Here is a 14920-nt window from a genome sequence, read left to right as displayed (position 1 = left end):
AGACACCCCAGTCCTGAATCCGTTCGCTCTATTACCAATTGTATTCGCCTGATGGGACAAACATGACTCTACCTGTCCAGCTTTTCAACTGCTCTGATAAAACAGTCTCCTCTTTCTTCAAATGTTCTGAACTGATCCCAGCTCGCACAAGCCGGCGAGAGAAGCAGAACATCTCCCGGATTCGTCAGTTCGTATGCTTTCGGAACGGCTTCTTCAAGGTCAGCCAATTCTACAGCCTGCGCACCTGCGGCGCGGGCCGCCTCTGCGACTTTGGAAGCTGTTTCTCCATAGGTGACAACCGCCCGGACCGCTTTGGAAAACCAGGGTACGAGTTCATCGAAGCTGTTCCCGCGATCCAGTCCGCCAGCTATAAGCACAATGGGTTTTGTGAATGCTTTAAGCGCTGTAATGGTTGCAGGAATGTTCGTAGCTTTGGAATTGTTGTATACAATTCGCCCATTAACCTCTTTGACAAACTGAAGCCTATGCGCCACGCCACTGAAAGTTTTCAGTACATGAGCAATGCTGTGCCTGTCAGCGCCAAAGTGAGAGGCAGCAAGTGCGGCTGCAAGAGCATTTTCGATATTATGGTCGCCAGGAAGACTCATGTGGTCTCTGTGAATGACAGCTTCTCCATCAATAACAAGGTACCCGTCCGTCAGGCATCCTCCTTCACTCAGATGCTCACGCACAGAAAAAGGTTTTTTTATCCCGGAAGCCTGTCCAGCAATGTCTTTAACTGCCGGGTCGTCGTAGTTATACACGATCACACTGTTATCATCTGTATTGGCAAACAGCTGTGCTTTGGCCTCTGCATAGGCCTCCCGTGAACCGTGATAGTCCAGATGGGCGTCAATCAGATTTAGCAGAACACCTACTTCAGGCTTAAACGTCCGGGTACCCATTAGCTGAAAACTCGACAGCTCGGTCACAAGCACATCCTGCGGACCGGCCTTACTCGCGACTTCACAGCTTACCTTGCCGATATTTCCGGCAATTCTCGGTGACTGGCCGCCTGCTTTAAGCATGTCGTTGACAAGCATTGTGGTTGTTGTTTTTCCGTTTGATCCGGTAATCCCGATCATCGGCGCTTCGCTGACCTCGTAGGCCAGCTCCACTTCCGTTATAACCGGTACGTTCAGACTGATTGCTTTCCTGATAAGCGGGTTGTCATACCGGATTCCCGGATTTTTAACAACAGCTTTGAGCTCTTCGTGCACAAGTGACAGAGGATGCTCGCCGCAAATGACCCTGCAGCCCGCTTCCGAGAGCATTCTTGCTGCTTCATTTTCTTCAAGCGGTTTCTGATCATTAACCGTCACACGGGCACCAAGCTGCTGCAGAAGCCGTGCAGCAGCCGTCCCGCTCCTGGCAAGGCCAAGCACGAGGACTTCCTCATTTTTATATGCCGTAACGTCTTTCATTTATATCCACACCTCAAGATAGATTCCAACAGCTGCAAAGAGAATCCCGACGAGCCAGAACGTCACAACGACCCGCCATTCACTCCAGCCTGACAGCTCGTAGTGATGATGGAGAGGGCTCATTTTGAACACCCTTTTTCCTCTTGTTTTGAAAGAGGCAACCTGAATAATTACGCTCAAGGTTTCGATCACAAAAACACCGCCGATAATGATGAGAAGAAGTTCCGTTTTTGTAAGGATCGCAATCGCTGCAAGGGCGCCTCCAAGCGCAAGGGACCCTGTATCCCCCATAAATACTTTAGCAGGATGGGCATTGAAAACAAGGAAGCCAAGCACAGCCCCTACGATCGCCACACTGAAAAGGGACACTGTATAAAGAGAAGACGCATAGGCAACGATGGCAAAAGCGCCAAAGGCCACTGCGGCGGTTCCCGCTACCAGGCCATCGAGACCATCTGTGAGGTTAACCGCATTGGATGAGCCTACCAGCATAATGATTACAAGAGGAAAGTAGAGCCAGCCGATATCAATACCTGCACCAGTGCCTGGAATAACAATCTCTGTATTCAGTCCAGTCTGAAGAAGAACGAAATAAAAGATTGCAGCAATAACGAGCTGCCCCAGAAATTTCTGTTTCGATGTAAGCCCCAGATTCCGCTTTTTCGCCACTTTGATGTAGTCATCAAGAAAACCGAGAAGACCAAACCCGAGAGTGACCAGCAGAACAAGAAAAATTTCAACGCTGATGGAATGAAACACACCGGCCATAATCAGCGTGGTGACAACGATTGAGAGAATGATCATGAGTCCGCCCATCGTCGGTGTACCGGTTTTCTTTTTATGGGATTCAGGTCCTTCATCTCTGATGCTCTGGCCGAATTTCAAACGGCGTAAAAAAGGGATAAAAAGCGGTGATAGAACCACCGTTATTAAAAATGACATAATTAATGTAAATAATAAACCTTGTTCCAGCATAAGAAGGAACTCCTTTCTGACTGCACTGACAATTCTATAGAATGATTCGGGTGGTTCTGGACTTATCGTCTTTACTTCCGTCCGTGAACTGAGACTTTTTCTCAGTCTGGCACAAATACGGCTGTTTCATCCCAAGTGGATACGGGAGTGAACGGCGGTACGATGTTACCATTGGCGGACGTCTCTGAGCCCTGCCTGGATTTCGTCTGCCGACAGACCAAGATGTACGCCTGCCGCTATGGCAAAAAGGGCACCTTTAAGGTTTGCCCTGCCGGTTCCGCCTGCTGTAAAACGACCGGAGATGCCCCTGAGGGTAAAGGAAAGCGTATCGGTCTCCCAGTCCACATATTCGGCAAAGAAGAGAGCACTCTCCGTTAGACCGCATGAAAGTGTGCTTTTATCCCAATCGCGGCTGTAGAGAGGTTCATCTTCGTCATAAATGATTACACTGCTTGCCTTCATACGGTCAGCTTCAGAAAAAACACGCTCCGCGGCAGTCCTTGAGGAGTCAGTTCCTGTTGCAAGCAAATACGTTAATGGCAGGAGTGACATACCCCTGTCACTGGAGTCAGGGAGTTCGAGAATGATCATCTCACAGTGAGGAGGGGTATTCAGGAGAGTAACAGCAAGTTCCTCTGGCTTCTTCTCATTTTCCTTGAGCCAGTAAACCGAAAAAACGTTACCGAGTACACCGGCTGCAGCGGAAGCCGCTTCAGTCGGGCAGTCTGTACCGGTAACCCCAATCACTGCAGGGGCCAGTTCTTTCAGAAACGCTGCTGCCAGTCCTTTAAGGGCTGCAGTCAAATCCTCTGTAACATAGATTGCACACTCTCTTTCTGTTACAACCTGACGCAAAGAGAATATGCCGGGTTTCAGCAGGACAGCGGCTGCCCCACTTTCGATTGCCTGAGCGGCTGCCAGGTCCTGGCGGTCTCCTGCCAGAGACACAAAGAGTTCACCGTCTGCTACATTTTCAGAATCGTATGAGGCACCTGTAAAAAAATCCGGCTCGCTTCCTTCAGCAAAATGGCAGAAACGCCTTAGAAGAGCTGGTGTCAGAACCTGCTCATTCATGGCCCATCAAAGCCTCAACAGCTTCCTTTGCCACTGCGCGGTCGTCAAAATCATAAGTTTTATCACCAATAATCTGATAGGTTTCATGACCTTTGCCCGCAACAAGAATGACATCCTTATCCCCTGCTTCCCGGACAGCGGCTTCAATTGCCTTTCTCCGGTCTGAAATAATGGCATAGTGATCTTTTTTCAGTCCTTTTTCCATATCCGAAAGAATCTGAACAGGATCTTCTGACCGGGGATTATCTGAAGTCAAGTAAACATAGTCGGAGAGCTTCTCAGCGATGCCTGCCATCTTCGGCCGTTTCGTCCGATCCCGGTCGCCACCGCAGCCGACCACAGTCAATATTTTTCCCCGGGCAAACCCGCGGATTGCCGTGAGCACATTTTCCAGACTGTCAGGTGTATGCGCGTAATCCACTAGAACTGTAAAAGGGTGATGGGGATCTGTTATTTTCTCCATTCTTCCAGATACTCCCCGCACCTCCTCGAGACTTTTAACCACCTGCTCAAGGGCAATTCCAGTGCTGCGAACCGCTGCAATTGCAGCAAGTGCGTTATAAACGGAAAATTTCCCGACCATGTTCAGCTGTACAGGAAGTGCTTTTTCCGGGGTATGAACCGTAAAGCTGGCTCCACGTTCATCATAAACCACGTCCGCCGCCTTGATGTCAGCATCAGAATCAATTCCGTAGGTAAGTACAGGAGCAGCAGTCATGACGAGCAGTTTCCGTGTGGCTTCGTCATCTCCATTCAATATGGCAAGCGGCTGTCTGTCCGCTGAATATCCGTTACCAAGCTGGGAAAAGAGCAGACCTTTTGCGTGGAGATATTCTTCCATCGTACCGTGGTAATCCAAATGGTCCTGGCTGAGATTGGTAAAAACCGCTGTGTCGTAGTGAATACCGCGCACCCGTCCCATCTCAAGGGCATGGGAGGACACCTCCATTACAGCGGTCTCCACACCATGCTCCTTCATGTTGTAAAACGTCTTCTGAAGCGGGAGTGATTCGGGAGTGGTATTTTTAACATCCTGAACTCTGCCGTCAAAACGGGTATACATTGTTCCGATCAGACCGGTATTCACACCGGCGTCAGCAAGAACTTTTTCAATCAGGTGGGAGGTTGTTGTTTTGCCGTTCGTCCCTGTAATCCCGATCAGGTTCATGCTGGCGGTAGGATAATCGAAAAACGCACTCGCAATTATGGCCATCGCCCGTCTGGTATCCTTCACGACTACCTGCGGCACGTTGACATCAAGACGTTCTTCCGTAACAAGTGCCGCTGCTCCCCGTTTTACGGCGTCTGGAGCAAACGTATGACCGTCAACCGTAAAACCCCGGACACAGATGAACAGACTGCCTGGCTTCACTTCGCGGTTATCCATTTCCACGGATAGGATTTCCGGGTCTTCCTTGCCTATGTATTCGCTTGATGGCAATGTACTGATCACGTCACTAAGTAATTTTTTCATTGATAAATCCCTCGTTTCCTGTCCTTGACTCTTCTTTACATTTCGCTCGAACAGAATGTTTCATTAATTCAGCTTCAGCCTCCTAAAAAACTTCTGCTTGCCATCTGAAGCATCTTCCTCCACCAGCATGAGCCACCGCCTTCTGCTCCTCATTCATTTTACAAAAAGCAGCTATCGATCCGAAAACATACACCACCATGACGCATGAAAATAGTCATCTGGTTACATGTGGAGCTTCACGCCGGCAGTGAGACTCCTGCGGCAATGGAGGCCAGGCGAGACCCCGCAGGCGCAGCCGAGGAGGCTTACCGGCATCGCCGCGGAAAGCGAACGGACGGCGTGAAGCGAAGCTTCTGTTTAATCATTTTCAAGGCAGCCTTACAAAACAATATAACCGGCAGGGAGCAGGACGAAGCCTGTTCCCCGGCCGGGAGGGAGGACGATCCTCCCCAGCGGTCCTGAAACATACCGTATATATTCTACTGGTCTTCCCCGGTTTTGTCATCCATATATACACGGATTACGGACCCCGCAGCAACTTTCGTTCCGGGCTCCGGCGACTGAAGGACCACTTCTTCTCCGCTGCCTGACGCATCCAGCTTTAGTTCATAGTAGGATTGATTAATGTCTTTCACTGTCCTTCCGATCAGATCAGGAACTTCCACAATCTGTTCATCGTTCCACATCCGCTCCTTTTCAATCTGGTCAGAGCGTTTTTCCACTCCCATTGCCTGCAGGCTGTCTTCAATAATGTTCCCTACAATCGGCGCAGCAACAATTCCTCCGAACTGCAGTGTTTCTTTCGGATTATCGACAGCTGTGTACACGACAATCTGGGGATCGTCTGCCGGGGCAAAACCGATAAATGATACAATATGATTATTTTCCAGGTAGCGGCCGCCTTCTGCTTTCTGGGCAGTACCCGTTTTCCCCCCTACTCTGTATCCTTCCACAAATGCGCCGCGGCCCGTACCTTTTGCCACAACGTGTTCGAGAGCATTTCTGATTTCAGCCGAGGTTTCCTCTGATATAACATCTTTTTTCATGTTCGGCGTTGTTCTTGAAACGACCTCTCCCGTATCCGGATCAGTCCATTCTTTCGCAAGATAAGGCTGGTATAGAAATCCGCCGTTAACAGCCGCAGCTACAGCCGCCACCTGCTGGATCGGGGTCACACTGACACCCTGGCCAAATGCCGTTGTTGCAAGCTCAAGGGGACCGACGTTATCAATATCAAACAGAATACCTTTTCCCTCACCCTGGAGGTCAATACCGGTTTTCTCCCCGAAACCAAAGTCGTGAATGTAATCAAACAGCTTAACTTTTCCGAGACGTTCACCGAGTACAACAAACCCGGGGTTGCAGGAATTCTGAACAACTTCAAGGAATGTCTGGGATCCGTGTCCGCCTTTTTTCCAGCATCGGAGACGGTGACCTGCCACTTCAATGGAACCGGGATCGTGGAAGTGATCATGTTTAAGATTTACGAGTCCCTCCTCAAGGGCCGCAGCAAGGGTAATAATCTTAAACGTGGAGCCGGGCTCATACTGGCTCCATACCGGTTTATTCTGATTGTAAATTTCAGGCGGCACCTCTGTAAACCGCCCGGGGTCAAAACCGGGACGGGAACTCATCCCAAGCACCTCACCGGTATTTGGGTTCATCGCAATCGCTATGGCGCCGTCGGGATTATAAGTGGCTTCTGCAATATCCAGTTCCCGCTCAATGATCGTTTGAATCTTCGAGTCTATTGTAAGATTCAAATTCATACCGTCAAGGGGCGGCGTGTACTCATCAGCCAGATTGGGCATTCTTCTCCCTTTTGCATCGGAATAAAAGGAAACATGCCCCTGTTCCCCCTTCAGATATTCATCATAATAAAGTTCCAGACCTGTAAGGCCCTGGTTGTCAATCCCGGCAAAGCCGAGTACATGGGAAAGATAATTTCCGAACGGATAGTGCCTCCGGTTATCTTCAGCAATATAGACGCCATCGAGCTGCAGGAGTCTCACTTCATTTGCAAGTTCGTTGGAAATTTTCCTGCCTTCAGGATTTATTCGAACGATCGACTCCCCTTTTGTCACGAGTTCATAGGCCCTCTGTTTATCAATACCAAGTACACCTGCCAGCTTTTCTGCGGTGTCATTTGGATCGGTAATTTGACGGGGGACGACAAGTACACTTGGGGCACTCACGTTTGTGGCAAGGGGAATGCCGTTACGGTCGAGTATTTCACCCCGCTTCGCTTCAAACGGAATATTTCTGCTCCAGAGATCGGCTGCTTTTTCCGACAGTTCGTGGCCCTGGACGAGTTGTACATAACCGAGCCTTCCAGCGATTACTGAAAAAACAACCAGACCGGCTAATAAAAATAGAATCAGACGTTTACGGACAGTGACATTTGATACCCGTTTAAACTTCATATCTCATGAACCTTCCTCTCAAACCGGCTTGGTTCACATTTATGTAAATAGAGGACAGGTTAGAACCTGTCCTCACGGTTTGCTTACGGGTATCGGATAAATCCTGATGTGATTTTAATCCATAAAGAAATCGTCTTCTTCATCCTCCGCATCTTCCTGATCTCCCTCAGCCTCCGTCTCTTCGATCACAGAATCGGCGTTTGACGGTTCGGTGCTCTGTCCGAGTTCGAGGAGAATATGCTGACCTGCAGATACGGTATCACCAGCGGCAATACTCTGGGCGGTAACAAACCCGCTGCCTTCGGCTGTAAGCGCCACGTCAGCGAGATTCGCCCACGTATGAACGTCTCTGCTCGACCAGCCTGAAAAATCAGGCATCGTATATTCATCTGAATCAGTCAGAAGAAAAACCTTCTCGCCACGGAGCACCTGCTCATCTGCTGCAGGAAACTGTGAAACTACGTTATCGTTTTCCCCGATGACAACTGGGGTTAAACCGGCATTTTCAAGCGTTTCCGCTGCAGCAGCGGCATTTTTTCCGGATAAGTTGTCCATCTGTGTCCCGGAATCGACCACCTGGGCTTCTTCTGAGGTCTGGGGCACAATGTTCAAATACTGAAGGCTCTGCTGCATGACAGGTTTAAAAACTTTTGAAACTGGAATTGAGCCGCTCTCATGGGGCTGGATTTCAGGACGGTCCACCGCCACATAAACCACCACTTCCGGATCATCAGCAGGTGCCATACCCATGAAGGAATAGATGTGGTTTCCGTGACCGGTCAGTCTCCCTGGGCCGTCAGGATTGTTTATCTGGGCTGTTCCTGTCTTTCCGGCAATATCAAACCCGTCAATGGCATATGGCTGACCTGTTCCTGCAGAGTCGGAAACCACCCGCTCCATCAGTTCAAGAACACTGGAGGCAGTCTGCTCTGAAATTGGACTGCCTGCAATTTCAGGCTCCGTTTTCTGAACCGCTTCTCCAGTTTCAGGATCAATAATACTGTCCACAACGTAAGGTTTCATCATCTGTCCGCCGTTTGCAATCGCTGTTGCAGCCTGTACCTGCTGAATCGGGGTTACAGCCGACCCCTGTCCAAAGGCTGTTGTCGCTGCATCAATTGGTCTGAAATCAGCAACCGCACTCGATGCTTCCTGGGGAAGGTCGATCCCTGTTGGCTCTCTGAATCCAAATGCATCTATATACTCAAACAGCGTATCCGGATCCAGCTTTTCAAGGGCAAGCTTTGAAAAAGCAACGTTGGAAGAACGCAGGAACCCTTCATCGAATGTAATCTCTCCCCAGCCCTGACCTGCATTGTGATCAGGAATCCGGTCCGGTCCAATCTGGTACGTTCCGGACTGGTAAAGTTCGTCCCCATCGTAAACACCTTCTTCAATTGCTGCTGCAAGAGAGAAGGTTTTAATAGTTGAACCAGGTTCGAATCTTGAGGAGACTGCAAAATTGGTATAGTTGGTAATCGATTCGTATTCGTTCGGGTTGAAGCTTGGACGGTTACTCATAGCCAGGATTTCACCTGTTTTTGGATCTGCTACAATTCCAATCATCCGCTCAGGGGAATAATCCTCATCAACCTGAGTGAGGGCCTGCTCCAGCACCATCTGAATTTTATGATCAATCGTAAGCTGAACATCGTACCCGTTTCGAGCCGGGTCAATAATGTTATCACCGCCGGCGAGACGGCGACCCTCTCCATCGCGCTGATAGGTAATCCTGCCATCCTCTTCACTCAAGTATTCGTCCAGGCTCGCTTCGAGACCCATACGGGCTTCACTCATGTCCCGCTCCGTATATCCTATGATATGAGATGCAAATGTCTGATTCGGATAAAAACGACGCGGATCTTTCCTGAAAGTGATACCGTCGAGTTCAAGAGCCTCAATTTCGTCCCGCTGTTCAACACTTAAGTATCTGGCACCTGGAATTTCCACTTGATAAAGATCGTCCCGGTCCAGGCGCTCCGTAAGGGAGGCTGCATCCAGCTCAAGAACCCCGGCAATCGCTTCTGCTGTACCTGCCGGATCACTCACATGGCTTGAGTAGTCCTGATTTAAAATGGCAATTAGACTGTAGGATGCGACTTCTTCTGCAACGGCGTTCCCCTCCCTGTCAAGAATGGACCCCCGTTTTGCTTCGATCGCATGGCTGTGTGACCAGCGCTGTTCAATCAGTGCCTGAAGATCCTCATCCTGCACTTCCTTTGCTGCCTGAATATAGACAAACCTGCCAAATACGCCTGCAATAAATAAAAGGAAGATTACCAGTATCCCAAGGGCACGCCAAGTAATCTTCCTGCTTTTTATGACTTCCATTTTATACACCTGCTCCGTTAATCCAGATTCTGACTCTGAATGACTTTAACATTTTGATCACTTAAAGTCATCCCCAGTTCGTTCTGGGCGATAGAAAGAATCCGGTCTGGTTCGGAAAGGCCTTTTACCTGGAGTGACAGACCTTCATTGACGGACGCCTGGCTGGCAATCACCGTTTCAGTCTGCTGGATTTCGTGGTTGGCGATGTAAATGGATGCGTAGTTCGAGATTACCATATAGGCTGCAAACAATACTGCAAGCAGTGCCAGTGGGTAAAGAATCTTTTCACCTTTTGTAATTCCGCCTTTAAACACACGCTGTCTGACGGTTTTCGTTTCGCGCCGCGGCGATTGCTGTATGTGCCGCTCATGTAAATGCTGTCTGGCTGCACTCATCATTTACCCCTCCCCTGGGTTTTCTCTGCGATCCGCAGTTTTGCGGATTTCGCTCTTGGATTTCTCTCTATTTCTTCTTTATCTGCCGTAATCGGCTTTCGCGACACGAGGGACAGTTCCGGTTCAAATTCTTCAGGTATGACAGGCAGCCCCTTCGGCAGGTCAGGTGTTGAGCTTCTTGACTTGAACACATGCTTGCAAATCCGGTCCTCAAGAGAGTGAAAAGTAATCACAGCAATCCGGCCGCCAGGTGCAGTCAGTTCAATGGCATCCTTAAGTGCCTGCTCAAAAACATCGAGTTCTTCATTTACTGCAATACGAATCGCCTGAAACGTCCGTTTAGCCGGATGTCCCCCTTTTCGTCTTGCAGGAGCAGGAATGGCATCCTTAATAATGTCTACAAGCTCCCCTGTGGTTTCGACCGCCTTTTCTTCTCTCCTTGCTTCTATTTTTCTGGCGATCTGTTTTGCAAAACGTTCCTCACCATAACGGCTGATGATACGCATCAGATCGTGAAATGACCATTCATTAATTACCGTAAAAGCGGTCAGTTCCTGCGTCTGATCCATTCTCATATCCAGCGGTGAATCGTAGCGGTAGCTGAACCCCCGGTCTGCTTCATCAAACTGCGGTGAAGATACACCGAGATCAAACACTACACCATCTACATTTGTTACACCGATGGATGCAAGTTCTTCTTTTATGTGGCGGAAGTTTGAACGTATGAATGTAATCCGTTCCCTGTAAGGTTCCAATCGTTCTTTGGCAGCTTCAAGTGCCCGGTCGTCCTGATCAAAGGCAATGAGTCTGCCTTTTTCACTTAATTCCCGGACAATCCTCTCACTGTGGCCGCCTCCTCCGAGCGTGCAATCCACATATACGCCGTCAGGCTTCACATTAAGCCCTTCTACTGTTTCTTCCCTAAGTACCGTTTCGTGTTCAAACATCTGCTGCACCTGTCCTTTTTTACATTTACAAATCAAAATCTACGATTCCCTCCGCGATTTCAGCGAAGGAGTCTTCGGATTCTTCTACATATGTTTCCCAGATTTCCTTACTCCATATTTCCACACGGTTTGAAACACCAATAACAACACATTCTTTTTCGAGCTTGGCATATGACCTGAGCACACCGGCAATATTGGCCCGTCCCTGCTTGTCCAATTCACACTCAGCAGCACCGGAAAAGAAGAATCGTGTAAATGCCCGCGCATCTTTTTTTGTAAAAGGCAGCGCTTTAAGCTTCTGTTCTAAGTGTCTCCATTCTTCTTCGGGATAAACAAACAAACATTGATCCAACCCTCTTGTTATCACGAAGGAGGAGCCGAGATTTTCACGGAATTTGGCAGGGATAATCATCCTGCCTTTCTCGTCAATATTGTGACGATACTCTCCCATAAACATCTGCGGCACCCCCTCCCCCACTTCTTATCACTAATTTACCACATCCCCCCACTTTCCTCCACTTCTTTTTGAAATAAGTTTTGAAACTGAAATATTTTTTTGTACTTTACTAAGTCTTATACAGTTGACCTCTGCTTAGTAATCCCTGAAAGTATACGTAGAACCCTTTTATATCAAGGATTTTCTGGCTTTATTCACAGGTACCGGCGGTATAGAATTAAACATGATTTCCGGAAGTGGGAGAAGGTGGGGAAGGGAGTGGAGTAAGGTGGATCTCAGCAATAATCGTGTCGGTTTTATCCACATAAAAACCGCAGAGAAATTCTCTGCGGCACAGGTCTAAATATAGACAATCGTATGCATTTTTATGTCAGGTGAGTCTTCACGTATTCGAAACGTCATTGTCCTGATCAGGTCCGGGCCGTATTCATTCAGAAACGGCAGAACATTCACGATCCTTTCCTGGAGACCACCTTCAGGATGAAGAGCAGCTGTAATACTGTCGAATCCGGTTAGACCGGGTTCGAGATTCCTGTACACATTACGGTCAACTGCTTTTTTATACCGCTCAATTGTTCCCCGGAACTCATTCTCAAAAACGTCCGAAGCAATCGAGGCCTCTTTTTCTTTCCGGAGTTTGGCAGCCAATTGACGGATGACTTCTGCCGCCTGTGCCTCTGCCTCTTCAAAAAGGGAGGTATAATCAGACGGTTCCCGCTCCTCTCTCCAACGTTCTTTTTCACTGTCGGCTCCGGAGGAAACAGCGTTAATGGTGCTGATCCCAAGCCGGTCTGCATACCGCTGCGTCCGCCGGTCAACAACACTCACCTGCATCCGCGGAAGCAGCGGCGGCATTTTAAAGCCGAAGACACGAAATGCCTCCCCGAGTGTTCCCCAGTATTTTATTTCGCCCGGGCCGGAAATAAACCCGAGGACCGGCAGAAGCCACTCCTGCATTAACGGCCTTGAAACCACGTTGTTGCTTAAGAGGCCTGCGTGATCATCCGCCTTGTCAGCCAGTTCCCCGGCAGTTAGTTCAATACGGCCTTCACGGTCTGAGAACCCCCCCTCTTCATCCTTTGCATAAAGGAGAAGCCGTTCACCATTTTCGTGACAGAACAAGTGGGACAGATCCGGATCTGCCGTTACAGGTTCACCGAACCCGGCTTCTCTGAACTTTTCTGCACACATCACAAAAGCATCCCGAAGCTCCCCGTTCCGCTTTACGAGCTCCCGGAAGAACGGTTGTTCGAGCTTCCGGACCGCTTGATCCTGCGCGTCCATAAGGACTATTCCCGTTCCCTTAAAGAGATGATGGACGAGAGAGGCAAAAAAATCCACGTACGTTTCTGAGTTTTCCAGATGATGGTTCCACTCGTCCAGCAGCTGTGCTGTATAAGCTGTTTCCCTCAGGTGGCGAAAACTTTCCAGCATTTTCTCTTTCACATCATCTTTCTTCAAAGGACGCAGCGATGCAGGAATTTTAATGTCATTCCGTTCTCTGACCGAAAGCCGTTTCAGTTCGTCCTTATAATGAACATAGATATGGTTTATCTCATCAATATCATGATCTTCACCGGCGATCCAGAATACGGGAACAACAGGAATCCCCAGTTCCTTTTCAGCATCTGCTGCACTTACCAGTATTGAAATAATTTTATTGATTGTATAAAGAGGCCCTGTAAACAGGCCGGCCTGCTGACCGCCGGCAATCACCAGGGACGTCTCGTCCTTCAGGTTTTCAATTTGATCGAAGGTGAAACTGCAGTCAGTAAACCGCCGGTTATACTCCGAGAGTACCTCACAGAGTTCCTCCCTGTTAAAATGACGGTTAGATAGTTCCTTTGCCCTCTCCTTAAGATCCGTGGTGCCGAAACCATAGTCATAAAAAGAGAGCAGTTCTTCATTCTGCTCTATGTAATCATCTAAAAAAGGGTTAACCCCCTTTATTCTTTCGTATTGAATGTCCATATCGTAACAACCTTTCAGCTTCTGATGACTGTTATTTCGAGTACCGGTATTTTCATTCGTTTATTATAGCAGAGAATCGGATCGCGACCAATCATCCCGCTTACGGCAATGGTCATGCCGTAAGACGGATATAAAAACCGACAAACATCAAAACAAAATACAGCACAAAGAACAGAACAAACTGAAATCGCCAGACACCTTTGACAATCCTGATAAATTGGACTTCCTCATATTTTTTCCAGTGAATCAATGTGAAAATAATAGCCGTCAGAAACATGAGAGCGAACACATACTGAATGAGAGAAAGACCCCAGATTTCAAGGATGAAAAAGTGAACGGCCAGCATGAAAAACAAAAGCGATCCATCCACCGCCGTCCTAAGAGCCACACTCTTTTTTCTTGTCAGCTTAACGGTTACAATATAGACAAGATAGAAAGCAATAAACGGAACAGTTACCAGCGTAGCTGCAATGCCCCCCAGAATGTTCACCCCTCAGCCAGCCTCCTCTCAAGGCCTTTAACAGAGTGGTGTACAAACCCTGTCAATGGCACTTTTACACCCTTCTGCCGTGCAGCGTTCAAAACATACCCCGTTATGGCATCCACCTCAGTTGGTCTCCCTTTCCGAAGATCCATACACATGGAAGAATAATTCTCTGCCGTTCCTCTGATTACCTCCTCCACCTGGTCCCACTCGGCGGCATTTGGAAGGACAGACTTAACTTCCGCGTGAAGTTCCCTGGCGTTAATCTCAAAGAACCCCCCATCACACAATGCCCCGTTTTCCACCTGATAAATTGCCGTTAAAGGATTAATCACAGCATTTACAGTAAGCTTTTCTGCCATCATATCAGCAATCGAACCGGTTGTTTCGCATCGAAGTCCCGCACTATCAAGCCGGGTACATAATTCATAAACAGCTTCATCAATATAACCGTCTCCCGCTGCTCCTGCTTTCAGTATGCCTTGTCCTGTATGCCGGACTGTAACAGGATCAACACGAAAGGCACCATGCGTCATTACCCCGCTGTACAATGGACTTGCCGGAAGGGCATCCGCCCCTTTTTCAAGATGTCCCATGCCATTCATCAAAAAGAGGACCGGACCGTCAGCCTCCATTGATGAGAGTTTTTCCAAAACAGGGGACAGGGAAAACTGTTTCACTGCAACAATCGTTATATCCGCTCCGGCCAGAGAAGCCGTCTCAAATGATTCAGCACGCACATGGTGCTTCCTGACCTCCTGACCATGTTGAACAGACAGCCCTTCTTCCTGAAGCATGAGTGCCTGCTTCTCTGTTCTCGTAATGATCCCCACATCCATGCCTGCCGATTGTGCGTAAGCTGCTGCGAGCAGCCCTGCTGCCCCCCCGCCGATTATGTGCACTTTCATACGTTCACCTTCTGTTTGCCCGCACAGTTACCGGGACTATTTTGCTGTTTATTTTAT

12 protein-coding genes are annotated in these 14920 nt (G+C 48.7%); all 12 read right to left on the bottom strand.

The features are described 5' to 3' along the window. Positions 1-68 precede the first annotated feature (68 nt). Positions 69-1424, bottom strand: coding sequence for a UDP-N-acetylmuramoyl-L-alanine--D-glutamate ligase (murD, locus tag CR205_RS04855; RefSeq protein WP_110517493.1), 1356 nt, complete (start codon positions 1422-1424; stop codon positions 69-71). Beyond that, positions 1425-2399, bottom strand: coding sequence for a phospho-N-acetylmuramoyl-pentapeptide-transferase (mraY, locus tag CR205_RS04850; RefSeq protein WP_110517491.1), 975 nt, complete (start codon positions 2397-2399; stop codon positions 1425-1427). A gap of 165 nt (positions 2400-2564) precedes the next feature. Further along, on the bottom strand, positions 2565-3473 hold the full coding sequence (locus CR205_RS04845; protein WP_110517489.1) for a UDP-N-acetylmuramoyl-tripeptide--D-alanyl-D-alanine ligase: 909 nt from the start codon (positions 3471-3473) through the stop codon (positions 2565-2567). After that, positions 3466-4947, bottom strand: coding sequence for a UDP-N-acetylmuramoyl-L-alanyl-D-glutamate--2,6-diaminopimelate ligase (locus CR205_RS04840; protein ID WP_110517487.1), 1482 nt, complete (start codon positions 4945-4947; stop codon positions 3466-3468). The genes CR205_RS04845 and CR205_RS04840 overlap by 8 nt, the downstream gene beginning before the upstream one ends. A gap of 479 nt (positions 4948-5426) precedes the next feature. Then, complete coding sequence (locus CR205_RS04830) at positions 5427-7370, bottom strand: stage V sporulation protein D (RefSeq protein WP_110517483.1); 1944 nt, start codon at positions 7368-7370, stop codon at positions 5427-5429. A gap of 114 nt (positions 7371-7484) precedes the next feature. Further along, on the bottom strand, positions 7485-9701 hold the full coding sequence (locus CR205_RS04825) for a penicillin-binding protein (RefSeq protein ID WP_110517481.1): 2217 nt from the start codon (positions 9699-9701) through the stop codon (positions 7485-7487). A gap of 17 nt (positions 9702-9718) precedes the next feature. Next, positions 9719-10096, bottom strand: coding sequence for a cell division protein FtsL (gene ftsL, locus CR205_RS04820; protein WP_236634703.1), 378 nt, complete (start codon positions 10094-10096; stop codon positions 9719-9721). Further along, positions 10096-11043, bottom strand: coding sequence for a 16S rRNA (cytosine(1402)-N(4))-methyltransferase RsmH (gene rsmH / locus CR205_RS04815; RefSeq protein WP_110519685.1), 948 nt, complete (start codon positions 11041-11043; stop codon positions 10096-10098). The genes ftsL and rsmH overlap by 1 nt, the downstream gene beginning before the upstream one ends. A gap of 25 nt (positions 11044-11068) precedes the next feature. Continuing rightward, on the bottom strand, positions 11069-11500 hold the full coding sequence (gene mraZ / locus CR205_RS04810; protein ID WP_110517477.1) for a division/cell wall cluster transcriptional repressor MraZ: 432 nt from the start codon (positions 11498-11500) through the stop codon (positions 11069-11071). 339 nt (positions 11501-11839) lie between these two features. Further along, on the bottom strand, positions 11840-13471 hold the full coding sequence (bshC, locus tag CR205_RS04805; RefSeq protein ID WP_110517475.1) for a bacillithiol biosynthesis cysteine-adding enzyme BshC: 1632 nt from the start codon (positions 13469-13471) through the stop codon (positions 11840-11842). Between the two features lie 112 nt (positions 13472-13583). Next, positions 13584-13961 carry a DUF3397 domain-containing protein gene (locus tag CR205_RS04800; protein WP_110517473.1) on the bottom strand — a complete coding sequence of 126 codons (378 nt, stop codon included), beginning with the start codon at positions 13959-13961 and terminating at the stop codon, positions 13584-13586. Beyond that, positions 13958-14863 (bottom strand): 2-dehydropantoate 2-reductase, encoded by a 906-nt coding sequence (locus CR205_RS04795; protein ID WP_110517471.1) that lies wholly within the window; start codon positions 14861-14863, stop codon positions 13958-13960. The genes CR205_RS04800 and CR205_RS04795 overlap by 4 nt, the downstream gene beginning before the upstream one ends. Between the last annotated feature and the right edge of the window lie 57 nt (positions 14864-14920).

The organism is Alteribacter lacisalsi, assembly GCF_003226345.1.
GTDB lineage: Bacteria > Bacillota > Bacilli > Bacillales > Salisediminibacteriaceae > Alteribacter > Alteribacter lacisalsi.
Note: the sequence above shows the minus strand (reverse complement) of the source record. Positions and strands in the feature narration are given on the sequence as shown.

Coding starts and splice junctions, on each gene's coding strand:
- CR205_RS04840 (WP_110517487.1), bottom strand. CDS start 4,947: ATGAAAAAATTACTTAGTGACGTGATCAGTACATTGCCATCAAGCGAA.
- mraY (WP_110517491.1), bottom strand. CDS start 2,399: ATGCTGGAACAAGGTTTATTATTTACATTAATTATGTCATTTTTAATA.
- mraZ (WP_110517477.1), bottom strand. CDS start 11,500: ATGTTTATGGGAGAGTATCGTCACAATATTGACGAGAAAGGCAGGATG.
- CR205_RS04825 (WP_110517481.1), bottom strand. CDS start 9,701: ATGGAAGTCATAAAAAGCAGGAAGATTACTTGGCGTGCCCTTGGGATA.
- CR205_RS04795 (WP_110517471.1), bottom strand. CDS start 14,863: ATGAAAGTGCACATAATCGGCGGGGGGGCAGCAGGGCTGCTCGCAGCA.
- bshC (WP_110517475.1), bottom strand. CDS start 13,471: ATGGACATTCAATACGAAAGAATAAAGGGGGTTAACCCTTTTTTAGAT.
- CR205_RS04830 (WP_110517483.1), bottom strand. CDS start 7,370: ATGAAGTTTAAACGGGTATCAAATGTCACTGTCCGTAAACGTCTGATT.
- ftsL (WP_236634703.1), bottom strand. CDS start 10,096: ATGAGTGCAGCCAGACAGCATTTACATGAGCGGCACATACAGCAATCG.
- rsmH (WP_110519685.1), bottom strand. CDS start 11,043: ATGTTTGAACACGAAACGGTACTTAGGGAAGAAACAGTAGAAGGGCTT.
- CR205_RS04845 (WP_110517489.1), bottom strand. CDS start 3,473: ATGAATGAGCAGGTTCTGACACCAGCTCTTCTAAGGCGTTTCTGCCAT.
- murD (WP_110517493.1), bottom strand. CDS start 1,424: ATGAAAGACGTTACGGCATATAAAAATGAGGAAGTCCTCGTGCTTGGC.